At 71.5% G+C, this 23,469-nt stretch carries 18 protein-coding genes; 12 read left to right on the forward strand and 6 right to left on the reverse strand.

The window, feature by feature from the left end; all coding sequences use genetic code 11:
- Positions 1-28: 28 nt before the first annotated feature.
- Positions 29-928: a MurR/RpiR family transcriptional regulator gene (locus ACGF8B_RS29880; RefSeq protein ID WP_392744780.1), complete on the forward strand. Its 900-nt coding sequence runs from the start codon at positions 29-31 to the stop codon at positions 926-928.
- Positions 929-968: 40 nt separating this feature from the next.
- Here the strand turns inward: ACGF8B_RS29880 and ACGF8B_RS29885 are convergent, their stop codons facing one another.
- The 3 genes from ACGF8B_RS29885 to ACGF8B_RS29895 form a co-directional block, all read right to left on the reverse strand.
- Positions 969-2,189, reverse strand: a complete 1,221-nt coding sequence (locus tag ACGF8B_RS29885; RefSeq protein WP_392744782.1) for an MFS transporter — start codon at positions 2,187-2,189, stop codon at positions 969-971.
- A gap of 278 nt (positions 2,190-2,467) precedes the next feature.
- Complete coding sequence (locus tag ACGF8B_RS29890; RefSeq protein WP_392744784.1) at positions 2,468-3,346, reverse strand: phosphotransferase; 879 nt, start codon at positions 3,344-3,346, stop codon at positions 2,468-2,470.
- 233 nt (positions 3,347-3,579) lie between these two features.
- Positions 3,580-5,427, reverse strand: coding sequence for a serine hydrolase (locus tag ACGF8B_RS29895; protein WP_392744786.1), 1,848 nt, complete (start codon positions 5,425-5,427; stop codon positions 3,580-3,582).
- A 182-nt stretch (positions 5,428-5,609) separates the two neighbouring features.
- Here ACGF8B_RS29895 and ACGF8B_RS29900 point away from each other — a divergent pair, with 182 nt between their 5' ends.
- Genes ACGF8B_RS29900 through ACGF8B_RS29910 form a run of 3 tightly spaced genes read left to right on the forward strand, consistent with a single transcriptional unit; the run spans position 5,610 to position 9,433 of the window.
- Complete coding sequence (locus tag ACGF8B_RS29900; protein WP_392744789.1) at positions 5,610-6,719, forward strand: NAD(P)H-dependent flavin oxidoreductase; 1,110 nt, start codon at positions 5,610-5,612, stop codon at positions 6,717-6,719.
- Positions 6,716-8,266 carry an acyl-CoA synthetase gene (locus tag ACGF8B_RS29905; protein ID WP_392744791.1) on the forward strand — a complete coding sequence of 517 codons (1,551 nt, stop codon included), beginning with the start codon at positions 6,716-6,718 and terminating at the stop codon, positions 8,264-8,266. The genes ACGF8B_RS29900 and ACGF8B_RS29905 overlap by 4 nt, the downstream gene beginning before the upstream one ends.
- Before the next feature lie 60 nt (positions 8,267-8,326).
- Positions 8,327-9,433, forward strand: a complete 1,107-nt coding sequence (locus tag ACGF8B_RS29910) for a calcium:proton antiporter (RefSeq protein ID WP_392744794.1) — start codon at positions 8,327-8,329, stop codon at positions 9,431-9,433.
- Positions 9,434-9,474: 41 nt separating this feature from the next.
- Here ACGF8B_RS29910 and ACGF8B_RS29915 read toward each other — a convergent pair whose 3' ends face one another.
- Complete coding sequence (locus ACGF8B_RS29915) at positions 9,475-11,892, reverse strand: penicillin acylase family protein (protein ID WP_392744796.1); 2,418 nt, start codon at positions 11,890-11,892, stop codon at positions 9,475-9,477.
- A gap of 150 nt (positions 11,893-12,042) precedes the next feature.
- On the opposite strand from ACGF8B_RS29915, the gene ACGF8B_RS29920 reads away from it, so the two are divergent.
- Complete coding sequence (locus tag ACGF8B_RS29920; protein WP_392744799.1) at positions 12,043-13,542, forward strand: acyl-CoA synthetase; 1,500 nt, start codon at positions 12,043-12,045, stop codon at positions 13,540-13,542.
- Between the two features lie 90 nt (positions 13,543-13,632).
- Here ACGF8B_RS29920 and paaK read toward each other — a convergent pair whose 3' ends face one another.
- The gene (paaK, locus tag ACGF8B_RS29925; RefSeq protein WP_392744802.1) at positions 13,633-14,934 is read right to left on the reverse strand and encodes a phenylacetate--CoA ligase PaaK; all 1,302 of its coding nucleotides are present in this window, start codon (positions 14,932-14,934) and stop codon (positions 13,633-13,635) included.
- 172 nt (positions 14,935-15,106) lie between these two features.
- On the opposite strand from paaK, the gene ACGF8B_RS29930 reads away from it, so the two are divergent.
- Positions 15,107-16,624, forward strand: coding sequence for an alpha/beta fold hydrolase (locus ACGF8B_RS29930; protein ID WP_392745293.1), 1,518 nt, complete (start codon positions 15,107-15,109; stop codon positions 16,622-16,624).
- Between the two features lie 22 nt (positions 16,625-16,646).
- Here ACGF8B_RS29930 and ACGF8B_RS29935 read toward each other — a convergent pair whose 3' ends face one another.
- Positions 16,647-18,275, reverse strand: a complete 1,629-nt coding sequence (locus ACGF8B_RS29935; RefSeq protein ID WP_392744805.1) for an FAD-dependent oxidoreductase — start codon at positions 18,273-18,275, stop codon at positions 16,647-16,649.
- A 267-nt stretch (positions 18,276-18,542) separates the two neighbouring features.
- Here ACGF8B_RS29935 and ACGF8B_RS29940 point away from each other — a divergent pair, with 267 nt between their 5' ends.
- The 6 genes from ACGF8B_RS29940 to ACGF8B_RS29965 all read left to right on the forward strand — a co-directional run bounded on the left by ACGF8B_RS29940 (position 18,543) and on the right by ACGF8B_RS29965 (position 23,441).
- Complete coding sequence (locus ACGF8B_RS29940) at positions 18,543-19,664, forward strand: SchA/CurD-like domain-containing protein (RefSeq protein WP_392744808.1); 1,122 nt, start codon at positions 18,543-18,545, stop codon at positions 19,662-19,664.
- A 76-nt stretch (positions 19,665-19,740) separates the two neighbouring features.
- Complete coding sequence (locus tag ACGF8B_RS29945; protein WP_124721962.1) at positions 19,741-20,175, forward strand: cupin domain-containing protein; 435 nt, start codon at positions 19,741-19,743, stop codon at positions 20,173-20,175.
- Positions 20,172-21,440, forward strand: a complete 1,269-nt coding sequence (locus tag ACGF8B_RS29950; protein ID WP_392744811.1) for a beta-ketoacyl-[acyl-carrier-protein] synthase family protein — start codon at positions 20,172-20,174, stop codon at positions 21,438-21,440. Before ACGF8B_RS29945 ends, ACGF8B_RS29950 begins: the two co-directional genes overlap by 4 nt.
- Positions 21,437-22,687, forward strand: a complete 1,251-nt coding sequence (locus ACGF8B_RS29955; RefSeq protein WP_392744814.1) for a ketosynthase chain-length factor — start codon at positions 21,437-21,439, stop codon at positions 22,685-22,687. The genes ACGF8B_RS29950 and ACGF8B_RS29955 overlap by 4 nt, the downstream gene beginning before the upstream one ends.
- Positions 22,688-22,702: 15 nt before the next feature.
- On the forward strand, positions 22,703-22,960 hold the full coding sequence (locus tag ACGF8B_RS29960; RefSeq protein ID WP_072484754.1) for an acyl carrier protein: 258 nt from the start codon (positions 22,703-22,705) through the stop codon (positions 22,958-22,960).
- 1 nt (position 22,961) lies between these two features.
- On the forward strand, positions 22,962-23,441 hold the full coding sequence (locus tag ACGF8B_RS29965; protein WP_392744816.1) for an SRPBCC family protein: 480 nt from the start codon (positions 22,962-22,964) through the stop codon (positions 23,439-23,441).
- Positions 23,442-23,469 lie beyond the last annotated feature (28 nt).

Genomic DNA, 23,469 nt, shown 5'->3' on the forward strand with positions numbered 1-23,469 from the left:
ACCCCTTCAGAAAGGTGGCACCCGGCCCATGTCCTCACTCGCCGAAGAGATCCGGCAACGATTCGGTGACCTCAGCCCCGCCGAACGCAAGGTGGCCCGGGTTCTGCTCGCCGGCTACCCGTCGGCCGGTTTCGAGACGGTGGCCACGCTCGCCGAACGCGCCGCGGTGAGCGCGCCCACGGTGATCCGCTTCGTCAACCGGCTCGGCTACAAGGGCTTCCCCGACTTCCAGGCGGCGCTGCGGGGAGAACTGGAGGAACGCAGCGCCTCACCTCTTCAGCTCTACAGCACACGGGGATACGGCGCCGCGTCACCGGGCGCACCGGACGCGGAGGGGCGGGACGCGGCGCACCCCGAGGGCGGACCGGACGTGTTCAGCTCCGAGGTCGCCCGCACGCTGCGGGAACTGCCGCCCCACGACGTGCAGGCGGCGATCTCCCTGCTCTGCCACCCCAAGCGCCGCATCATCCTGGCCGGCGGCCGGTTCACGCATCTGCTGGCGCAGTACCTGGGGCTCCACCTCATGCAACTGCGTGACGACGTGGTCGTCCTGCCGGACCGTGACGTGGAGCGGACCGCGGTCCTGGCGGGTCTCGGGCGGCAGGACGTCCTCGTGGTCTTCGACTACCGGCGCTACGAGCCGGACAAGGTCGTCATCGCCGAGATGGCAGCGCGGTGCGGAAGCAAGGTCGTCCTGTTCACCGACGCCTGGCTCTCGCCGGTGACCAGCCTCGCCGACGTCGTCCTGCCAAGCCATGTCGCCGCGCCGTCGCCGTACGACAGCATGGTCCCGACGCTCGCCACCGTCGAGACGGTGCTCGCCGGGGTGCTCGGGCAGCTCGGCGAACAGGGGCGCGACCACTTGGAGCACAGCGAGGACGTGTCCCGCCGGGCAGGCATCCAGCCGGACGACACCGGGCCGCTCTGAGACGGCGGTCGCGCTCTCCCGCACACGCATGCCCGCACGCTCAGGCGCGATTGACGCGGTACACGTCCCGCACGCAGAGGTTGAGGACCGTGGTGGCCACGATGGCACCGGCACAGACCAGGAGTACGGTCCGGTCGGCCCAGGCATGCGCGGCGAGGGCGGTGACGAGGTAGCCGAGTGGGATGGCGATCCGCTCCCCGACGCCGTTGAACGAGCTCATCCGGCCGAGTTCCTCCTGGGGCACGTGCTGTTGGAGCGCGGTGCTCCACGCCACGATGGCGACATCCAGCCCGACGCCCGCCAGTACGGCGGCGAGGAGCACCCAGGGCAGGGCCAGCCCGAAGCCCAGTGCCGCAGGCGGCAGACAGAGCCCGGCCCCGGTGATCACGGCGACGGCCAGCAGCCGGTACGGCTTCCAGCGCAGGCACACCACCGTTCCGGCCAGCAGCCCGAAGGCGAACGCGCCCTGGACGAGCCCCCAGGAACGCGCCCCCGAGTAGTGCTCGTCAGCGATCACGGGACCGAGAAGCTGGAAACCGGCCAGCCACGCGGCGACCACCACCGTTCCGGCGGCGGTGTACGTCCACAGCCAGGTGCGGGACCGGAACCCGGACCACCCCGCCCGCAGATCGGCCAGGGCGCTGCTCGTCGTGACCGGTGCGCTCAGCCGCAGGCCGAGCAGGAGCAGCGCCGCGACGAGAAAGCTGAGCGCGTCCCAGGACAGGGCCCAGGCCGGCCCGCCGACCGCGACGATCACCCCTCCGGCAACAGGGCCGAGCACCTTGACGGCATTGCTCGGAAGCCGGAGCAGCGCGTTGGCCCGTTGTAGATGCTCGGCCGCGACGATCTGCGCCACGACACCCGTCGCGGCCGGAGCCGTGAAGGCCGTGGCGATCCCCGAAACGAAGCCGCACCCGGCGATCGAGGCCGTCGTGGCGTGGCCGGTGGCCACGAGCGTCGCGAGCACACCCTGCGCGGTCGCGGCCAGCAGGTTGCTCAGGAACAGGATCCGGCTGCGGGAGAGTCGATCCGCGAGCACACCGCCCGCGACGATGAAGACGATGGTGGGGACCGAATTGGTCGCCAGCACCACACCGAGCGACCCGGCTCCGCCGCCCTGGCCGATCACCGCGTAGGCGAGTGCGAGGGGCGTCATCGCCGAGCCGGTCGTCGAGACGAGAGAGGCAAGCGCGAACCGCCGGAAGGCCGGAACCCGCAAGGGCGTCGGACGGGTCGCGGGCGCCTCGATGGTGGACTTCATGGTTCTCCTGCCGCACGAGGTCGCGGTGGTCGTTCCGGCTCACGGTGGGGCCGAACCGTCAGCTCACCGTCGGCGCTTCGTCCGGCTCCTCACCGGTCCTCACCCGCGGGGCGTCGTGCTGCGGGCCGATCGCGTTGCGCTCGTCGGTCCACCGGTCGTGGGGGACGGGGCCGGACGGGTATGCCCACCGGATCGGCCGGTTCCCACGCGTGACGCGGCCACACACGGGCGTGCGGCCACGGCAGGAACCTACCCCGGACCCGTACGTCCCGCCTCCGTCACAGGCGTTGCTCGGCCAGATCAAGCCAGTGTTCCACGTCGCCCGGTGCGAAGTGCCGGATGGCCCAGTCGGTCATCCGCAGACTCATGTGGGCCCAGCAGGGGCGCAGAACGTCGTCGGGCAGTGTGTCCAGGATGTCGTCGAGCCGGCGGACCACCCCCGGTGCCTGTTCCTGTGCGTGCAGCCCGAAGCGCAGCGTGACCAGGTCGAATCGGCGGTCTCCCCGCCCGGCGCCGTCCCAGTCGATGACCCCGGTGACCGTGCCGTCCACGGTGAGCAGGTTGCCGTGGTGGAAGTCCTGGTGCACGGCATCGTCCCCGGCCAGACGGGGAGGACGACCGGCGCCGACCGAACGGACCCGGCGTTCGAGGGCGGCGCTGCGCGGGCTGTGGAGAAGCAGTGGCTCGTGAAGGCAGTAGCCGGGACCGTCGTCCAGCAGATACAGGTGCACCGAAGGGATGTCCGCCCGCCCGGCCAGCAGCCCGGCCTGGGATTCGTTGAGGGCGAGAGCCTGATCCAGGCCGTGATGGTCCAGCAACTCCGGCGGTGCGCCCGGCAGAAGCTCCTGGACCAGCACCACCCCTCCATCCACCTGGAGCGCCAGCTCCGTGGACGGGCAGGGATACCCCTGATCGCGCAGCGCCTCGCAGACTGCCAGGGGCCCCGCCCGCAGCGCGTCGAGCCGGGTGCCCGGCCGTCGCTTCAGCACGGACCGGTGGCCGTCGGGCCAACGGACGTACGCGGCACCCACCTCGCCGCCCGGACAGGGCCCCTCGACGACCAGCCGCACGCCGGTCCCGGCGTGCACGGCATCCGCCGTCCGGCCGGCGTCGAGGCGCTCGGCACGTTCCCAGGGCGGCTGCGTCGAGGTGGTCATGGGACCATTCTCCGGGGGGAACGAAACGGGTGCCGGTCAGGGTGCCCGGCTGCGGCGCGACGCCTTCCCCGCTCCGTCCGCTTCGAGTGGGGCGGTGGAGTCCGGTCGGGTCACGGTGATCCGGACGGACTTCCCGGGTGGCCGCCGGGGCCACCGCTTCGGGTGCGGCGCCCCGGCCCCTGAGACCGGCCCGGAGACCGGCCGAAAACCGGTCCGCCCGGTGCGATGCGGGCTCAGTCCGCCGACGCCGTCCAGCCCAGCGCCTCGATGCGCGCGGCGTCGCCGGACCGGCTCTCGTCGAAGAGCGTCCGGTTGCCGTCCTCGACCCGGACGGTGTCCACATACGCCCCGCGTCCGACGTACAGCTGGTCCGTCGTGTACCGCCACCTCAGCCGGACCTCCTTGCCGCGCCAGGCGGCGAGGTCCGCGTCGAGGCGGTGCCATACCCGGCCGGACCAGCCGGAGACCGCTCCGGTGGGATGCGGCTCTGGCTCGGGGCGGGGCCTCCGCGACGTCGGGACGGTGGTGAACGGGACCGGCTGCCAGGTCGCCCCGGCGTCCGCCGACGCCTCCAGGAAGAGGGAGTCGGACCCCGGCTCGGTGTCCCACCACAGCGCCGAGCTCAGCCGGCCGTGCGAGGAGGCGAGGCGCAGCGGGGGCAGTGTGAGCGTGGCCGAGGCGGCGCTCGCCATCCCCGAGAACCACGCCGTACGGCCACGGGCGGGGCGGACCGCGACGGCGCGCGCCATCTGATTCGCGGTGGCGACGCGCGGGGCGCTGCCGGAGCGCCAACTACGCACAGGGTGAACAGAGTTGCCGAGGACGATCAGGAACGAGTCGGTCGTCGGGTCCAGTACGAGACTGGTGCCGGTGAAGCCGGTGTGGCCCGCGGTGCGCGGGGTGGCCATCGCCCCCATGTACCAGTGCTGGTAGAGCTCGAAGCCGAGGCCGTGGGCATCGCCGGGGAACGCGGTGTTGAAGTCGGTGAACAGCAGGTCGACCGATTCGGCGGACAGGATCCGCGCGCGGCCGTAGACCCCGCCGTTGAGCAGCGTACGGGCGAGGACCGCCAGGTCCCAGGCGCAGGAGAAGACTCCGGCGTGGCCCGCCACCCCGCCCAGGCTGTACGCGTTCTCGTCGTGCACTTCGCCCCAGACCAGTCCGCGCTCCAGCCCGGACCACGGCAGCCGGGCGTCCTCGGTCGCGGCGATCTTCGGCTTCCAGGAGGACGGCGGGTTGTACCGGGTGCGGTGCATCCCGAGCGGAGCGGTGATCTGCTCACGGAGCAGGACGTCCTGCGTGCGGCCGGTGAGCTTCTCCAGCACCAGTTGCAGCGAGATCAGGTTGAGGTCGGAGTAGAGGTACACCGTGCCCGGCGGGCTCGCGGGCACCTCGTCCCACAGCAGCTGCAGCTTCCCCTCGCGGGTGGGCGCCTTGTACAGCGGGATCCAGGCACGGAACCCGGAGGTGTGCGTGAGGAGTTGACGGATCGTGATGTCCTGCTTGCCGCCGCCCGCGAAATCGGGCAGGTACGAGGCGACCTTCGCCTCCAGCTCCAGCGTCCCGCGCTCGATCTGCTGCACGGCCAGGATCGAGGTGAACAGCTTCGACACCGAAGCCAGGTCGAAGACGGTGTCCTCGGCCATGGGGATCTGCCGGTCCGGCGGGAACTCCACGCCGGTGTCGGACTTCTCGTCGTACGCCGCGTAGCGCACGGCCTTGCCGACCGGCCGGTGCAGGGCCACCGTGCCACCCCGCCCCGCGAGCAGCACCGCCCCCGCGTACCAGGGGTGCTTCGGGGAGGCGGCCAGGAACTTCTCCGCCTCGACGACCAGTTGGTCCAGGGGCTCCTGGAGCAGCCCGGCGCGTTCGGCCGAACCGCGCCGCAACGTCGGCCTGCCGTGTCCCGGCGCGGCGCCCCCGGCCCCTGTGCTCATGTCCGACGACCCCGCCCCCGACTCCATGGCCGACGCCCGCTCCGCGAACGGAATCGGCGCCAGGGCGAGTGCCCCGCCCAGGGCCAGCATCCCACCGCCCAGCCTCCGCCGGCTGATCCCTCTGCCCGCCGCGTCCTCGGTCATCCGGAACTCCTTCTCACTGCGCGAAAGTAACTTTCGAAAATTCGTCCGGCAATGAAACTTCCTGCCGCCGCAGAGATTACTGTCACCCCCGCCGCCACGGAGGCCCCCTGCGTCACAAAGAATCTGACACTGCATCAGAAAATCTCTTCCCTCGGATGTCGGGCTGAGGCATCCTGCGCCCCATGGAGACGGAGCTGAGCAAGAAACTGGGAGTCGAGCACGCCATCTTCGGCTTCACGCCGTTCCCCGCGGTGGCCGCGGCCATCACCCGGGCCGGCGGATTCGGCGTACTCGGCGCGGTCCGCTACACCGCCCCCGACGACCTCGCGCGCGATCTCGACTGGATGCAGGAGCACACCGACGGCAAGCCGTACGGCCTCGATGTCGTCATGCCCGCGAAGAAGGTGGAGGGGGTGACCGAGGCCGATGTCGAGGCGATGATCCCGGCCGGCCACCGGAAGTTCGTCCAGGACACCCTCGCCGAGCACGGAGTGCCGGAACTCGCCGAGGGCGAGGCGTCCGGCTGGCGCATCACCGGCTGGATGGAGGAGGTCGCGCGCAACCAGCTGGACGTCGCCTTCGACTACCCCATCAAGCTCCTCGCCAACGCCCTGGGATCGCCGCCCGCCGACGTCGTCCGGCGCGCCCACGATCGGGGCGTGCTCGTCGCCGCCCTGGCCGGGAGCGCGAAGCACGCCCGCCACCATGCCGAAGCGGGCATCGACATCGTCGTCGCCCAGGGCTACGAGGCGGGCGGCCACACCGGTGAGATCGCGTCCATGGTCCTGGTCCCGGACGTGGTCGACGCCGTCGGACCGCTTCCCGTCCTCGCCGCAGGAGGAATCGGCAGCGGCGAGCAGATCGCCGCCGGACTGGCCCTCGGTGCCCAGGGCGTCTGGCTCGGCTCCCTCTGGCTGACCGCCGAGGAGGCCGATCTGCACTCCCGCGCGCTGACCCGCAAGCTCCTCGCCGCCGGCTCCGGCGACACCGTCCGCTCCCGCGCCCTCACCGGCAAGCCCGCACGCCAGCTCCGTACCGAATGGACCGACGCCTGGGACGACCCGGCCGGGCCCGGCACCCTGCCCATGCCGCTCCAGGGGCTGCTGGTGGCCGAGGCCGTCTCGCGCATCCAGAAGTACGAGACCGGCGCGCTGCTCGGCACCCCCGTCGGCCAGATCGTCGGCCGGATGAACAGCGAACGCAGTGTGCAGGCCGTCTTCGACGACCTGACCCGCGGTTTCGAGCGAGCCGTGGACCGGATCAACCGCATCGCCGGACGGAGCGCCTCATGAGTCAGCCGCCCAACGGTTTCTGGGCCCAGGCCACCGCCGACCCCGACCGCACGGTACTGATCGCACCCGACGGCGAGAGCTGGACGGCGGGCCGGCTGCACGCCGCCGCCAACCGCCTCGTCCACGGACTGCGCGCGGCCGGGCTCCGAAAGGGTGACGCGTTCGCGGTCGTGCTGCCCAACGGCGTCGAGTTCTTCACCGCCTACCTCGCCGCCTCCCAGGCCGGCCTCTACCTGGTCCCCGTCAACCACCACTTCGTCGGCCCCGAGATCGCCTGGATCGTCGCCGATTCCGGCGCCAAGGTGCTCATCGCCCACGAGCGGTTCGCACCGGCCGCCACCGAGGCCGCCGACGAGGCGGGACTGCCGGCGAGCCACCGCTTCGCCGTGGGCGCGGTCGACGGCTTCCGCCCGTACGCCGAACTCCTCGAAGGGCAGTCCGGGGCAGCCCCCGAGGACCGCACCCTGGGCTGGGTCATGAACTACACCTCGGGCACCACGGGCCGCCCGCGCGGCATCCGCCGTCCGCTCTCCGGACGGCTTCCCGAGGAGAGCCACCTCGGCGGATTCCTCGGCATCTTCGGCATCGGACCGTTCGACGAAAACGTCCACCTGGTCTGCTCGCCCCTGTACCACACGGCCGTCCTGCAGTTCGCGGGCGCGTCCCTGCACATCGGACACCCGCTCGTCCTGATGGACCGGTGGACGCCCGAGGAGATGCTCCGGCTCATCGACACCCACCGCTGTACCCACACCCACATGGTCCCGACCCAGTTCCACCGCCTCCTCGCTCTCCCCGACGAGGTGAAACGGCGGTACGACGTCACGGCCATGCGGCACGCCATCCACGGCGCCGCGCCCTGCCCCGACCATGTGAAGCGCGCCATGATCGACTGGTGGGGCAGGTGCGTCGAGGAGTACTACGCGGCCAGCGAGGGCGGCGGCGCCTTCGCCACCGCCGAGGACTGGCTGAAGAAGCCGGGCACGGTCGGCCGGGCCTGGCCGATCAGTGAACTCGCCGTCTTCGACGACGACGGCAACCGGCTGCCGCCCGGCGAGCTCGGCACCGTCTACCTGAAGATGAACACCGGCGGCTTCAGCTACCACAAGGACGAGACCAAGACGAAGAAGAACCGCATCGGCGACTTCTTCACCGTGGGCGACCTCGGCATCCTCGACGAGGACGGCTACCTCTTCCTCCGCGACCGCAAGATCGACATGATCATCTCCGGCGGGGTCAACATCTACCCCGCCGAGATCGAGGGCGCCCTGCTCGGACACCCCGCCGTCGCCGATGTCGCCGTCTTCGGCATCCCGCACCCCGACTGGGGCGAGGAGGTCAAGGCGGTCGTCGAACCGGCCGAGGGACACCGGGCGGGGGAGGAGCTCGCCGCCGCGATCCTGGGCCACTGCGAACAGCGGCTCGCCGGATACAAGCGGCCCAGGAGCATCGACTTCATCGAGGTGATGCCCCGCGACCCCAACGGCAAGCTCTACAAGCGTCGGCTGCGCGACCCGTACTGGGAAGGTCACTCACGGGCCGTGTGAGCCGCCGTACGGCCGCCGCCCGACGAGCGCCCCCGTACCGGCTCTGGCAGGGTGTGGCCCATGAACGCGAGCGCTACGATCCGGTCGCTGGCGACCCGGTGGACGGTGGTCGTGCCGCTCGTCGCCGCGCTCGCGCTGGTCTTCAGCTGGGGCCGGGAACTGCCGGGGTTCGCCGTCGCCGTGGTCGCGCTCTGCCTGGCGGGCGCCGTCCTGGCCGCCGTGCACCACGCCGAGGTCATCGCCCACCGGGTCGGCGAACCGTTCGGCTCGCTCGTCCTGGCCGTCGCCGTCACCGTCATCGAAGTGGCCCTCATCGTCACCCTGATGGTGGGAGGCGGCCCCAAGACGTCCGCGCTCGCCCGCGACACCGTGTTCGCCGCCGTGATGATCACCTGCAACGGGATCGTCGGACTGTCGCTGCTGGTCGGCGCCGTCCGCTCCCGTGTCGTCGTCTTCAACGCCGAGGGCTCCGGGGCGGCCCTCGCGACCGTCGCCACCCTCGCCACCCTCAGCCTGGTCCTGCCGACCTTCACCGTCGGCAAACCCGGCCCCGAGTTCTCCACCGCCCAACTGACCTTCGCCGCCGTCGCCTCGCTCCTGCTGTACGGGCTGTTCGTCGCCGTACAGACGGTGCGGCACCGCGAGTACTTCCTGCCGCTCACACCCGAGGGCGCGCTCAAGCCGGACGAGCACCACGCGGCGCTGCCCGGGCGCGGCGCCACCGCGCTGAGCCTGGTGATGCTGCTGGTCGCGCTGGTCGCGGTCGTCGGTGACGCCAAGTCCGTGTCGCCGACCATCGAGTCCGGGGTGGAGGCGGCCGGAATGCCCCAGGCGGTGGTCGGCGTCGTGATCGCACTGCTGGTGCTGCTGCCGGAGACCCTGGCGGCGGTACGGGCCGCCCGCCGCGACCGGATCCAGACCAGTCTCAACCTCGCCCTCGGCTCGGCGATGGCGAGCATCGGCCTGACCATCCCGGCCATCGCCCTCGCCTCGATCTGGCTCGACGGACCGCTCCATCTCGGCCTCGGTGCCACCCATATGGTGTTGCTCGCCCTCACCGTGATGGTGGGCGCGCTGACCGTCGTACCGGGACGGGCCACCCTGCTCCAGGGCGGCGTCCATCTGTCGATCTTCGCCGCGTTCGTCTTCCTCGCGATCAGCCCCTGACCGCCCGCCGGACGGGCAGGGGCCGATCGCACCGCGAGGGACTACCGGCGTTCGTGGACCCGCACGACCCGCAGCGCGGGCGAGCGCAGGATGTCCCGCTCGCAGAACCGGGACGTCACCCACCGCTCGGCCGAGTACAGCTCGGTCTGGTCGCTGTAGTGCGCCGAGCCCGGGTCGGAGGACTGGGAGTACGTGAGCAGGGTGCGCGCCACCGGGCAACCGCTGCCGTTCCAGCCGACCGCCTGGATATAGCTGGAACCGGCCGGCACCTCCCGGTAGCCGCCGGCCGCCGCGTCCCACAACGGCTCCGTCTTGTTCCAGATGCCGAGCGACTCCGTGCCGCCGCCGATCGGGATCCGCTTCCCGTTCCGCTCCACCCACTGGTGCCGGCCCAGCGGGGCGTCCAGCGCGATCCCGGCCGCCCGCAGTTCGGCCACCGTGTCGGCGAGCGCCGTGGCGACGCCGGGCGCCGAGGTGTTCAGCGTGTTCGGCGTCCCGACCGGATCGGCGGGGGAGAAGGGCACCTTCCACAGCTCGGCCCCCGCGACCGTGGCCGTCGCCCGGCGCCAGAACCGGTCGAAGAGCAGCGCGCCCCGGCTGCCGGTGTCGACCTTCCGGTCCCAGCGCCGCAGCACGTCGCACGCCGCCGACACATCGACCGCCCCGCCGTCACTGCCGACCGCGTTGCCGCCGGGCAGTGCCGCACAGGCCGCGGCCAGGTCCCCGGCGACCAGATCACCGGCCGGTGCGCGGTTCGCGAACTGCTGACGCTGAAGATCGGCCACGGTCAGCCGGCCCTTCGCCGCCATCGCGGACACGTCCTCGACCGCGCCCCGGGTCCGCAGCGAGCGCTGCGTGCCGACCGCGCCGAACACCCGCTCGTAGCCGGTCATCGGCGCGGCGGCGTTCGTCAGCCAGGCACTGTCGTTGGAGTTCTCCACGTACGGGGCGTTCTTCATGGTGGGCATCCGGCCCGGACCGAAGATGCCCGGCTGCACCGCGTCCCGGTCCGACCCCGGCGCGCAGCCGCTCCGCGAAGCGTCCAGCACCGCCAGCCCGGACGAGGGATACGTCGCCCTGCCCAGCTCGGTGGAACAACGCTCCGCGAGCTCGTCCGTGATCCGCGGCAGCACCTGCGACTGCGAGAAGAACGAGTGCCCGGACGAGTCGGCGGCGATGGTGTTCACCCACGGCAGCCCCTGGGTACGGCGCAGCGCCGCCGCGACGTCCGCGGTGCTGCGCGCCCGGCTGAAGCCGAGACCGGCGTCCGAGAACCGCAGATTCACCGCGTTCGGGTCATTGAGCGCGTACGCGGTCGTCGCCGTCCAGGGCAACGGCAGCCCGCCACCGAGCGAGGTGAAGACGGGCCCGTAGCGGGTCGACCACTGGGTGCGGGTCACGGCCCCGCCGCCCTTCACCGGGACCGAGACCGTGCGCTTCGTCATCCGCTCGGGCCGATCGTCCACCAGATACACCGTCGGATCGGCCGGATCGAGGGTGAGCTGATGGAGGTTGAGCGGCACCCCGGTGGCGACGGTGTGGCTCCACGCGATGTACGCGTTGTGCCCGATCGACACGGTCGGTGCGCCGAGCAGCGAACCGCCCGAGACGTTCAGCTCGCCGGGAATCGTCTGCTGGGACTGCCAGAAGCGACGGCCGCCCTGCCACGGGTAGTGCGGATTGCCGAGCAGCAGGCCGCGCCCGTTCGCCGTCGTGTCACCGCGGAACGCGACCGCGTTGGAGCCCATGTCCGCGTTCTGCGTCGACAGCAGCCGCCGGGCCGCGTCCGCCGCGTCACCCGGCGACGGGGCCTCGGGCACCTGCACCGCCCCGGTGGGAGGCTGGGCGCCGGTGATGCCGTCGATGGCGCGCCCCTGACCGCCGAGCACCGAGAGCGCGAAGCCGCGCGCCACCACGTCCAGCGTCGTCACCGGACGCACCCAGTCGGCGCCCCGGCAGGCCGGGTCCGCGATCCGGTTCTGCGCCAGCCACGCGTTGTAGCCGGCCGCCCAGCCGCGCTCCAGCTCCCTGACGTCCCGGCTCTGACCCGCCGGAGCGGGCGTCCTCAGCAGCTTCTCCAGGGTGTGGCTCTCGCGGACCCCGCGGAAGTACAGGTCGCTGGAGAGGTTCTTCGTCGCGGAGGACAGCGAACCGTCCGGAGCCGCGTCCGGGCCGAAGAACCGGGACCGCTCGCCGCGCAGGGTCACGAAGCCGTCGGCGAGGGTGCACACCTGGTCGGCGGCCTGGGCCCAGCCATTGCCGAAGCCCAGGCTCGCGTAGTCCTTCGCCAGGATGTGCGGGATGCCGTACTCGGTGTACCGGATCGTGGCGGACAGCCCACCGCCCGAAGGATGGTGGGAACGCGGGCCGTCGGCCGCGGCGGGCGGCAGCGAAGCCGAAACGGTGAACAGCGCGAGGCCCGATATCGCGAGTAGTCTCAGACGGTTGCGGAGAGGCAAGGGATCTCCCAACTGCGCGGTTGTGTAAGGCGGTTGCCCGATGGTTCGGACCGCCACGCGCCACTCAGCCAGCACCCGGGCGCCCCTGTCAACTTCCACACCGCCATCAGGCCACTTGACCCCCGGGTGCCAGCCGCACAGGATCACGCCATGACAGGTGTACGGAGCAGCACAGTCGACGGAGTCGTGGCCCGCAGCGCCCGGCGCACCCCCGACCGCACCGCCCTGCGGTACGCGGACAGGACCTGGACGTACGCGGAGCTCGACGCGGCCGTCAGTACCGCGGCCGCCGTCCTCGGCGGCGAGCACGGACTGCGCCCCGGCGACCGGGTCGCCTGCTACGCGCACAACTCCGACGCGTATCTGATCGGCTACCTCGGCTGCGCCCGCGCGGGCCTGGTCCACGTACCGGTCAACCAGAACCTCACCGGCGACGACCTCACGTACATCCTCGAACAGTCCGGCAGCGCCCTCGTCCTCACCGACCCGGACCTCGCCGACCGGATTCCGACGGCGTTCCCCGTACGCCCGCTGCGCGACGCACCGGACTCACTGCTGGCGGCGACCGCCACCCCCCGCCCCTTCGTCCCGGAGTGGGAACCGGGCGCGACGGACCTCGTCCAGCTGCTCTACACCTCGGGCACCACCGCCCTGCCCAAGGGCGCGATGATGACCCACGGCGCACTGGTGCACGAGTACGTCAGCGCGATCACGGCACTCGACCTGCGGGCCACCGACCGGCCCGTCCACTCGCTGCCGCTCTACCACTCCGCGCAGATGCACGTCTTCCTGCTGCCCTACCTCGCGGTCGGGGCGCAGAACACCATCCTCGACGCGCCCGACGCCGACCGGATCTTCGACCTCGTCGAGAGCGGGCAGGCCGACAGCGTCTTCGCCCCGCCGACCGTCTGGATCGGCATCTCCCGGCACCCCGGCTTCACCACCCGGGAACTCGGCGGTCTGCGCAAGGCGTACTACGGCGCGTCGATCATGCCCGTACCCGTGCTGGAACGGCTCCGTGAGCGGCTGCCCGCGCTCGCCTTCTACAACTGCTTCGGGCAGAGCGAGATCGGCCCGCTCGCCACCGTCCTCGGACCGGACGAGCACGAGGGCCGGATGGACTCCTGCGGCAGGCCCGTGCTCTTCGTCGAGGCCCGGGTCGTCGACGAGAACGGCAAGGAGGTCCCCGACGGCACGGCCGGCGAAGTGGTCTACCGCTCACCCCAGTTGTGTGAGGGCTACTGGGACAAGCCCGGGGAGACCGCGGAGGCCTTCCGCGACGGCTGGTTCCACTCCGGCGACCTCGCGGTGCGCGACGCCGAGGGCTTCCTCACTGTCGTCGACCGGGTCAAGGACGTCATCAACTCCGGTGGCGTCCTGGTCGCCTCCCGGCAGGTCGAGGACGCCCTCTACACCCACCCCGCCGTCGCCGAGGCCGCAGTCGTCGGACTGCCCGACGAGCGCTGGATCGAAGCCGTCACAGCCGTCGTGGTGCTGCGCGGCGACGCGACCGCGGCCGAACTCATCGAGCACGCCCGCGCACGGCTCGCCCATTTCAAGGCCCCGAAGAAGGTCCTCTTCGTGGACGAGCTCCCGCGCAACGCCAGCGGGAAGATCCTCAAGCGGGAGCTGCGCGACCGGTTCGCATAGTCTGCCGGCCGCCTGCGCGACCGGCTCGCCGACCGCCTCCGCGTCCCGGGGCGGTCGGCGAAGGAGCGGCGGGCGGGGCCGGCCGGCCCGTCACTCCGGAGCCCCGGCCCCGTCGCGCTCGTCCACGATCCGCCGGAACTTGCCGACCGACCGCTCCAGCGTCTGCGGATCGACGATCTCGACCCCGACCGACACCCCGATCCCGTCCTTGACGGCCGCCGTGATCGACGCCGCGGCCGCCGCCCGCTGCTGCGAGGTGGCCTCCGCGCGTGCCTCCGCCCGCACCGTCAGCGCGTCGAGACGGCCCTCGCGGGTCAGCCGCAGCTGGAAGTGCGGGGCCACCCCCGGGGTGCGCAGCACGATCTCCTCGATCTGCGTCGGGAAGAGGTTCACACCGCGCAGGATGACCAGATCGTCGCTGCGCCCGGTCACCTTCTCCATCCGCCGGAACACCCGCGCCGTGCCCGGCAGCAGCCGGGTCAGGTCCCGCGTCCGGTAGCGGATCACCGGCATGGCCTCCTTGGTCAGCGAGGTGAAGACCAGCTCGCCCTCCTCGCCCTCGGGCAGCACCTCACCGGTGAACGGGTCGACGACCTCCGGATAGAAGTGGTCCTCCCAGATGTGCAGCCCGTCCTTCGTCTCGACGCACTCCTGCGCCACGCCCGGCCCCATCACCTCCGAGAGCCCGTAGATGTCGACCGCGTCGATCGCGAAGCGCTCCTCGATCTCGCGCCGCATCTCCTGCGTCCACGGTTCGGCGCCGAAGATCCCGACCTTCAGGGCGGTCGACCGCGGATCGACCCCCTGCCGTTCGAACTCGTCGAGGAGGGTCAGCATGTACGACGGGGTCACCATGATGATCTCGGGGCGGAAATCCTGGATCAGCCGGACCTGGCGGGCGGTCATGCCGCCGGAGGCGGGGATGACCGTGCAGCCGAGCCGTTCCGCCCCGTAGTGCGCGCCCAGCCCGCCGGTGAACAGCCCGTACCCGTACGCGACATGGACCTTCTGCCCGGGGCGCCCGCCGGCGGCCCGGATGGAGCGGGCCACCATGTCGGCCCAGGTGTCCAGGTCCCGACGGGTGTAGCCGACGACGGTCGGGCGGCCCGTCGTCCCGCTGGACGCGTGGATCCGGCTCACCTGTTCCTCGGGGACGGCGAACATGCCGAAGGGGTAGTTGTCCCGCAGGTCGGCCTTGGTCGTGAAGGGGAAGCGGGCGAGATCGGCGAGCGTGCGGCAGTCGTCCGGGCGCAGCCCGGCCCGGTCGAACGCCGCCCGGTAGTGGCCGACGTTCTCGTACGCATGGTGCAGGGTGGCCCGCAGCCGCTCCAGCTGGAGTGCCTCCAGCTCGTCCCGGCCCAGCCGTTCCGCCTCGTCCAGCAGGGGCGTCATCCGGGTCTCCCTCTCCCGAGCAGGCGACCGATCATTCGGTCGATCTTTCGGTAGCAGTAATTCAGTATGTTCCGTCCGATGGCAAGAGGGGAGACGGAGCTGATCCACATCGCGGCTTCGCTCGTACCGAACACGGCTGCGCCGCCGCTCGGACGCTGTTTGGATGACGGGCATGCCGATCTTCCACGCACACGACGGGACCGAACTCGCCTACCGCCTTCTGGGGAAGGGCGCACCGCTGATCTGTCTGCCCGGCGGACCGATGAGGGCCGGTGCGTACCTGGGGGACCTCGGCGGACTCCGTGCCCGCCGGCAGCTCGTGGTGCTCGATCTGCGCGGCAGCGGAGACTCCGCGGCACCCGAGGACCCGACGAGCTACCGTTGCGACCGGCTGACCGACGACATCGAGGCGCTGCGGGAACACCTCGGCGAGGAGCGCATCGACCTGCTCGCCCACTCGGCGTCCGGGAACCTGGCCTCGCTGTACGCGGCCCGGCACCCGCAGCGGCTGCGCACCCTCACACTCGTCACCCCCGGCACCCGGGCCGTGGGCATCGAGGTCACCGACGGGGACTGGCGCGAAGCGAGCGAACTCCGCCGCGGTGAACCGTGGTTCGCGGACGCACGTGCGGCCCTGGACGGCTTTCTCGCGGGCCGCGCCTCGGACCGGGCCGCTGTCGCACCGTTCGCCTACGGCCGCTGGGACGAGACCGCCCGGGCCCACGCCGCGGCGGGCCCCGGACAGACCAACTCGGCTGCCGCAGCCGTGTTCTACCAGGACGGCGTCTTCGACCCGGCCGCCACGAAAGCCGCCCTGGCCGCGGTCACCGCGCCGGTCCTCGTCCTCGCCGGGGAGTACGACGCGGGACCGACTCCGGACCGGGCCGCCGAACTGGTCGCGCTCTTCCCGGACGCCGAATTCGTCGTGCAGCGCGGCGCCGCGCACTTTCCCTGGCTGGACGACCCGGGCGCCTTCGTCCGTGCCGTGGCGGCCTTCCTCGACCCGGAAGTGCACAGTGTGCAGGCCGGCGGCACCAGGCTCGCCCACCGGGTGTGGGGGGATCCGTCGGCGCCGCCCGTCGTGCTCGCCCACGGCCGCTGCGGCGACAGCCGCACCTGGATCCCGATCGCCGAACGCCTCGCGGCCGAACACCGGGTGTACGCCTTCGACTTCCGCGGCCACGGGCTCAGCGACTGGCCCGGCCGCTACTCCTTCGAGCTGTTCCGGGACGATCTGCACGCCTTTCTGGAGGCCCGCAACCTGGCCGGAGCCACCGTGATCGGGCATTCCATGGGCGCCGCTGCCGCCTGTCTGCTCGCCGCACGTGAACCCGGGCTGATCGGCAGGCTCGTCCTGGAGGAGATGCCGCCGCCGTTCCCGCTCGATCCACCGCGCGCCCGCGCCGAACGGCCGGGCGGGGAACTCGACTTCGACTGGCCGGTGGTGCCGTCGACCGACGCCCAGCTGAACGCACCGGATCCCGACTGGTCGGAACGGCTCGGCGGGATCACCGCTCCGACCCTCGTCATCGGCGGCGGCCCCACCAGCCAGATCGCCCAGGAGGAGCTGGTCCGGCTGGCGGGGCGCATACCGGACGGCCGGTTCGTCACCATCGACGCCGGGCACCTCGTACATACCGACCGGCCGGAAGAATTCCTCGCGGAACTGAGGGCGTTCGGCCTGTCCTGAGTGTGCCGCGGGCGCCGGCGCGTCAGGAGCGGTGCAGCAGGGTGGTCAGGACCTCGTGGAGGGTGCTCTCGGCATCCGCCGCGGGGCCCGTCGACCGCCAGGCCACGAAACCGTCGGGGCGCACCAGCACCGCACCCTGGGCCGTCGTCCCGTGGAGCTCGGCCCAGTCCGCGCCGTTCTCCGGCTCCAGATCGGCGCCCGGGCCGATCCCGTACGCCTGGAGCCGTACCTGGAGCCGGTCGGCGACCCGCGCCGCCGCCCGCCGCCACGCCACGTCCGCACCGTCGGTGAGCAACACCAGTGTCTGCTCGTACAGATCCAGCGTGGACTTGCGCTCACCGTCCTGATGGACCCACAGATGCGGCGCGCGACTACCCGGTTCACCGTTCAACTGCACTCCCCGCGGCACCACCGGCTGCTCGGGATCGGTGTCCAGCACCGCGCCGCGGACATAGCGGTAGCACAACGCCACACTGAGCATGCCGCCCTGCTTCCCGCCGCCCACGCCCGGAGCCGCCGAGTACCCCGGGTGGCTGTGCTCGCCGGAGCGCGCCGAAGCCCGTGCGCTCGTCGCCCGGGCCACCGGCAGCCGCTCCGCCTCGTAGGTGTCCAGCAGGCCGGGGCCCGCCTCGCCCTTGAGCACGGCGGCGAGCTTCCACGCCAGGTTGTGCGCGTCCTGGATGCCGGTGTTGGATCCGAACGCCCCGGTCGGGGACATCTCGTGCGCCGAGTCACCGGCGAGGAAGACCCGGCCCGAGGAGTACCGCTCGGCCACCCGCTCAGCGGCGTGCCACGGCGCCTTGCCGGTGATCTCGACGTCGATGTCCGCGGCGCCGACCGCGGTACGGATGTGCTCGGCACACCGCTCGTCGGTGAAGTCCTCCAGGGTTTCCCCGAGTTGGGGCTTCCACGGAGCGTGGAAAACCCACTCCTTCTTGTTGTCGACCGGCAACAGGGCACCGTCCGCCTCGGGGTTGGTGAGATAGCAGACGATGAACCGCCGGTCGCCCAGCACATCGGCGAGCTGCCGGGAGCGGAAGGTGATGCTGACGTTGTGGAACAGGTCTCCGGGGCCCGTACGGTCGATGCGCAGCTGGTCGCGGATGGGGCTGCGCGGCCCGTCCGCCGCGATCAGGTAGTCCGCGCGCACACTGATGTGCTCGCCGGTCTCCCGGTTCTTCAGCGCCGCGTCCACCCCTGCCGGGTCCTGGTCGAAGCTCTGCATCTCGGTGGAGAACCGCAGGTCACCGCCCTGCTCCCGGGCCTGTTTCAGCAGCACCGGCTCCAGATCGTTCTGGCTGCACAGGCACCATCCGGTCGGGCTGAACCGGGCGATCCCGCCCCCCGGGTCGATCTCCTTGAACAGCCACTCCTGGTCGTCCCCGGTGAGCGAACCGGCTTGCAGGATGCCGTGGTTGTCGGCGAGGACCGACGCCGCCTGCCGGATGCCCGCCTCGGCGCCCGCCGTACGGAACACCTCCATCGTGCGGACGTTGTTGCCGCGGCCGCGCGGGTGTGTCGAGGTGGCCCGGTGTTTCTCGACCAGCAGGTGCTCGATGCCGAGCCGGCCGAGGAACAGGGAGGCGGACAGACCCACCAGGGAGCCGCCCACGATGAGGACCGGTACGCGAATGTCGACGTTCTCGTTCATCAGTTGCTCCAGCTCGGACGCTGTTCGGATGCATTGTTCAATGCCCTGGTGAGAGCGGTTCGGACGCCCGCTCACCTGAACGGTTCATAAATCTCGCGCCACCCGGACCAGCGTTTCACGATCGGTCACGGAGACGACGCCCGCGGTCATGGGGGCGGACCAATCACATCCGCCGGGAGAGTCCCCGCTCCGAATCCACTCGCCAACCGACGGTTGACGGCCTGCCACCCGGCTCGATCACGAAACCGTCTCGAAGGAGATCGAAAGATGACCACCACCCTCTCGGAACGGATCTCCCAGTCCGCCTTCGACGGTTCCCGGCTGCGTGTCGTGCTGCTGCTGGACCTCTACGACGGGGCCCAGAAGGAGTTCCTGGAGGCGTACGAACACCTGCGCAATCAGGTGGCATCCGTCCCCGGGCACATCAGCGACCAGCTGTGCCAGTCCATCGAGAACCCTTCCCAGTGGCTGATCACCAGTGAGTGGGACAGCGCGCCCCCGTTCCTCGCCTGGGTGAACAGCGAGGAGCACGTGGCGACCGTCCAGCCGCTGCACAACTGCGTGCGCGACACCCGCTCGCTGCGCTTCAGTGTGCTGCGGGAGACCGGGAGGGCCTTCGAGATGACGCCCGAGCCGGCCAAGGGCCGCCTCCAGGCGTCCCCGCGCCTGGGCGACGGAGTGGTGCGCCACGCGCTCACCTTCACCGTCAAGCCGGGCACCGAGGACATCGTGGCGAAGATCCTCGCCGACTACGACTCCCCCAACGCACGGGTCGACGAGGACACCCGACTGCGCCGCACCTCGCTCTTCATGCACGGAAACCGCGTCGTGCGGGCCGTCGAGGTCGAGGGCGACCTGCTCGCCGCACTGCGTCACGTCGCCCGGCAGCCCGAGGTCAGGGCCGTCGAGGAGGCGATCAACCCGTACCTGGAGCAGGACCGGGACCTCAGCGACCCGGACTCCGCCCGGATGTTCTTCACCCGGGCGGCGCTCCCCACCGTCCATCACGTCACCGCCGGCCGGCACAAGGCCGAGGACGTCCGCCGGCACGCGCTCTTCTACCAGGCCAAAGAAGGCTGCGGCATGGCACTCGCCCGGCTCCTGGCCGAGCACGACGAGGAGGCGGCCGACGACCCGGCGAGCATCATCGACAGCAGCACCATCTTCCAGCGTGACGACGTCGTCGTCCGTCTGCTCGAAGCGGTCGAACCCATCGACGCACAGCCCGCCCAGGCGGTGGGCATCGACGGCGCCGGCAAGGTGGCCAGGCTCGGGCGTCTCCTCGACGACGGCGACAACGCCGTGCCCACGGACGAGCAGAGCATCTCGCGCTTCCTCGGGCAGTCCGAGATGACCCTGATCACAGATCGGCGGGCCTTGGAGTCCTGAACCGCGCATCCGCACCCTGGGGGGTTCTCGCTCAACCCGTCATTACAACGCGCAATGCGCCAGGAGGAAAGCAGTCATGACCATGCACCGGCCACGCATCGTGGACCTCAGTGAGACGCAGCCCAACCGCAGGCGTGGAGGAGACCTTCGTGCCCTGCTCACCCCGACGGCGGTGGGAGCCACCAGCGGCTTCATGGGGCTGGCGATCGTTCAGCCCGGCGACCGCATCGGCGAGCACTACCACCCGTACTCCGAGGAGTTCGTGTACGTCGTGAACGGACTGCTGGAAGTGGATCTGGACGGTGAACCGCACCGGATGCGGCCCGACCAGGGCCTGCTGATCCCTCCCCATGTACGTCACCGATTCCGCAACGTGGGCGATGTCGAGGCCCGCATGGTCTTCCACCTCGGCCCGCTCGCCCCGCGCCCGGAGCTCGGCCACGTCGACACCGAGCACACCGAATCCGCCGACCGCGTCGCGCCTCCGGAACGAACGGAGGCCGCCTCATGACCCGCCGCGTGGCGGTCACCGGCGTCGGCGTCGTAGCCCCGGGCGGCATCGGCGCACCGGCCTTCTGGGACCTCCTCGCGAACGGACGCACCGCGACCCGGGGCATCACGCTCTTCGACCCGGCGGGCTTCCGCTCCCGGATCGCCGCCGAGTGCGACTTCGACCCGGCGGCGCACGGGCTGGACACCGACACCGTCGAGCGGTCGGACCGCTACATCCAGTTCGCGATGGTGGCGGCCAGGGAGGCCCTCGGTGACGCGGGCCTGGACCCGGAGAAGGTGGACCCCTGGCGCATGGGGGTGTCGCTGGGCACCGCCGTCGGCGGCACCACCCGGCTGGAGCACGACTACGTCGCGGTCAGCGAGAGCGGTGCGCGCTGGGACGTCGACCACCTGCCGGCCGGTCCGCACCTGGAGCGGGCCTTCTCACCCAGCTCGCTCGCCTCGGCGGTCGCCGAGCAGGTCGGTGCGCACGGCCCGGTGCAGACCGTCTCCACGGGCTGCACCTCCGGCCTGGACGCGATCGGGTACGCCTTCCAGTCCATCGAGGAGGGCCGCGTCGATGTGTGCATCGCCGGGGCGTCCGACTCACCGATCACCCCGATCACCGTGGCGTGCTTCGACGCGATCAAGGCCACCTCGGCGAACAACGACGACGCGGAGCACGCCTCCCGGCCGTTCGACGCGCGCCGCGACGGCTTCGTGATGGGCGAGGGCGGGGCGGTCCTCGTCCTGGAGGAGCTGGAACACGCCCGGGCCCGCGGTGCCACGGTGTACTGCGAGATCGCGGGCTACGCCACCTTCGGCAACGCCTACCACATGACCGGGCTGACCGCGGAGGGCCTGGAGATGGCCGAGGCGATCAACCGGGCACTGGGCCACGCCCGCATGGACGGCTCGCAGATCGACTACGTCAACGCGCACGGCTCGGGCACCAAGCAGAACGACCGGCACGAGACGGCCGCCGTGAAGCGGGCTCTGGGCGCCCATGCCTTCGACATCCCGATGAGCTCGATCAAATCCATGGTCGGCCACTCGCTGGGGGCGATCGGCGCGATAGAAATCGCGGCCTGCGTGCTCGCCCTTGAGCACCAGACCGTGCCGCCCACAGCGAACTACGAGAGCCCCGACCCCGAGTGCGACCTCGACTACGTGCCCCGCACCGCACGCCCGATGAAGCTGCGCAGCGTCCTCTCGGTGGGCAGCGGCTTCGGCGGCTTCCAGTCCGCGGTGGCCCTGACCCGAACAGGTGGGAGGACACCATGAGAACCCGCAAAGCCCGGCGTACCGTCGTCACCGGCATCGGTGTGGTCGCCCCCAACGGCAACAACACCGAGGCCTTCTGGAAGCGGACGCACGAGGGAATGAGCGTCCTTGACCGGGTCACCCGCGAGGGCTGCGAGCACCTGCCCCTGCGGGTCGCGGGCGAGGTGCGGGGGTTCGAGGCGGTCGAGCTGATCGAGGAGCGTTTCCTCGTCCAGACCGACAAGTTCACGCACTTCGCGATGGCCGCGGCGGACATCGCGCTGGACGACGCGCGGCTCGGCCGCGCCGACTACGAGAACACACCCTTCGACGTCGGCGTGGTCACCGCGGCCGGGTCCGGCGGCGGCGAATTCGGCCAGCGGGAACTCCAGCGGCTGTGGGGACAGGGCTCCAGTTATGTGGGCCCCTACCAGTCCATCGCCTGGTTCTACGCGGCCAGCACCGGCCAGATCTCGATCCGCGGCGGCTTCAAGGGGCCGTGCGCGGTCGTGGCCAGCGACGAGGCCGGAGGCCTGGACGCACTGGCGCACGCCGCCCGTTCGATCCGCGGCGGCACCGAGGCGGTGGTGGTCGGCGCGGCGGAGGCCCCGCTGGCGCCCTACTCGGTCGTCTGCCAGCTCGGGTACGAGGACCTGAGCACCGTCGAGGACCCCACCCGCGCCTACCGGCCGTTCACCTCGGACGCCTGCGGCTTCGTGCCGGCCGAGGGCGGCGCCATGCTGGTGGTCGAGGAGGAGCAGTCGGCGCGCCGGCGCGGCGCCAAGGTACGGGCCGAGATCGCCGGGCACGCCGCGACGTTCACCGGGGCGTCCCGGTGGGAGGACTCCCGGGAGGGCCTCGCCCAGGCGATCATCGGCGCCCTGCGGGAGGCCGACTGCGCGCCGGACGAGATCGACGTCGTCTTCGCGGACGCCCTCGGCGTACCCGCGGCCGACCGCGCCGAGGCGCTGGCGATCGCCGACGCACTCGGCGCGCACGGCAAGCGGGTGCCGGTGACGGCGCCCAAGACCGGGATCGGCCGGGCCTACTGCGGTGCGCCGGTGCTGGACACGGCCGCCGCGGTGCTCTCCATGGAGAACGCGCTCATACCGCCCACACCGAACGTCTTCGAGGTGTGCCACGACCTCGATGTCGTCACCGGCTGCGCCCGCCCCGCCGAACTGCGGACGGCGCTGGTGCTCAGCCGCGGGCTCATGGGCTCGAACGCGGCGATCGTGCTGCGGTGCTCCACCGACCCCCGAACGTGAGAAGGAGATGTCCTCATGACCGACCGACTGACCTACACGGAACTCGCCGTCCTGATGAAGAAGGGCGCCGGAGTCACCGTCGACCCGCGCGACATGGAGCAGCGGCCCGGTTCGGCCTTCGACGAGTACGGCCTGGACTCGCTGGGCCTGCTCGGCATCGTCGGCGTGCTGGAGAACCGGCACGGCCGGGCGCTGCCGGCCGACGCCGACCGCTGCAAGACCCCCCAGGAATTTCTCGACCTCGTCAACAACAGCCTCATGACAGGAGCCTGACGTGCCCGGACACACCGAGAACGAGATCACCATCGCCGCCCCCCTGGACCTGGTCTGGGACGTGACGAACGATCTGGAGAACTGGCCGCGACTGTTCAGCGAGTACGCCGCGGTGGAGATCATCGAGCGGGACGGCGACAGCACCACCTTCCGGCTGACGATGCACCCCGACGAGAACGACAAGGTGTGGAGCTGGGTCTCCGAGCGGACCGTGGACCGTGCCGGGCGCACGGTCCGCGCCCGTCGTGTCGAGCCCGGTCCGTTCCAGCACATGAACATCCGCTGGGAGTACTCGGAGGTGCCCGGCGGCACCAGGATGCACTGGACCCAGGACTTCGCGATGCGTCCCGACGCCCCCGTCGACGACGCCTGGATGACCGACAACATCAACCGCAACTCCAAGGTCCAGATGGAGCTGATCCGGGACAAGATCGAGCAGCGCGACCGGGAGCGCCGCACCGCCCCGGTCGGGGCCCGCTGACCCGCCGTCCGCCCACGGCCCGGCACCC

It is taken from the genome of Streptomyces sp. NPDC047917, assembly GCF_043204345.1.
In the GTDB taxonomy this organism is placed as follows: Bacteria; Actinomycetota; Actinomycetes; order Streptomycetales; family Streptomycetaceae; genus Streptomyces; species Streptomyces sanglieri.

What these genes read in the sequence shown, in the direction of transcription:
- ACGF8B_RS29880 (WP_392744780.1), top strand. Translation starts at nt 29, where the DNA reads ATGTCCTCACTCGCCGAAGAGATCCGGCAACGATTCGGTGACCTCAGC.
- ACGF8B_RS29885 (WP_392744782.1), bottom strand. Translation starts at nt 2,189, where the DNA reads ATGAAGTCCACCATCGAGGCGCCCGCGACCCGTCCGACGCCCTTGCGG.
- ACGF8B_RS29890 (WP_392744784.1), bottom strand. Translation starts at nt 3,346, where the DNA reads ATGACCACCTCGACGCAGCCGCCCTGGGAACGTGCCGAGCGCCTCGAC.
- ACGF8B_RS29895 (WP_392744786.1), bottom strand. Translation starts at nt 5,427, where the DNA reads ATGACCGAGGACGCGGCGGGCAGAGGGATCAGCCGGCGGAGGCTGGGC.
- ACGF8B_RS29900 (WP_392744789.1), top strand. Translation starts at nt 5,610, where the DNA reads ATGGAGACGGAGCTGAGCAAGAAACTGGGAGTCGAGCACGCCATCTTC.
- ACGF8B_RS29905 (WP_392744791.1), top strand. Translation starts at nt 6,716, where the DNA reads ATGAGTCAGCCGCCCAACGGTTTCTGGGCCCAGGCCACCGCCGACCCC.
- ACGF8B_RS29910 (WP_392744794.1), top strand. Translation starts at nt 8,327, where the DNA reads ATGAACGCGAGCGCTACGATCCGGTCGCTGGCGACCCGGTGGACGGTG.
- ACGF8B_RS29920 (WP_392744799.1), top strand. Translation starts at nt 12,043, where the DNA reads ATGACAGGTGTACGGAGCAGCACAGTCGACGGAGTCGTGGCCCGCAGC.
- paaK (WP_392744802.1), bottom strand. Translation starts at nt 14,934, where the DNA reads ATGACGCCCCTGCTGGACGAGGCGGAACGGCTGGGCCGGGACGAGCTG.
- ACGF8B_RS29930 (WP_392745293.1), top strand. Translation starts at nt 15,107, where the DNA reads ATGCCGATCTTCCACGCACACGACGGGACCGAACTCGCCTACCGCCTT.
- ACGF8B_RS29935 (WP_392744805.1), bottom strand. Translation starts at nt 18,275, where the DNA reads ATGAACGAGAACGTCGACATTCGCGTACCGGTCCTCATCGTGGGCGGC.
- ACGF8B_RS29940 (WP_392744808.1), top strand. Translation starts at nt 18,543, where the DNA reads ATGACCACCACCCTCTCGGAACGGATCTCCCAGTCCGCCTTCGACGGT.
- ACGF8B_RS29945 (WP_124721962.1), top strand. Translation starts at nt 19,741, where the DNA reads ATGACCATGCACCGGCCACGCATCGTGGACCTCAGTGAGACGCAGCCC.
- ACGF8B_RS29950 (WP_392744811.1), top strand. Translation starts at nt 20,172, where the DNA reads ATGACCCGCCGCGTGGCGGTCACCGGCGTCGGCGTCGTAGCCCCGGGC.
- ACGF8B_RS29955 (WP_392744814.1), top strand. Translation starts at nt 21,437, where the DNA reads ATGAGAACCCGCAAAGCCCGGCGTACCGTCGTCACCGGCATCGGTGTG.
- ACGF8B_RS29960 (WP_072484754.1), top strand. Translation starts at nt 22,703, where the DNA reads ATGACCGACCGACTGACCTACACGGAACTCGCCGTCCTGATGAAGAAG.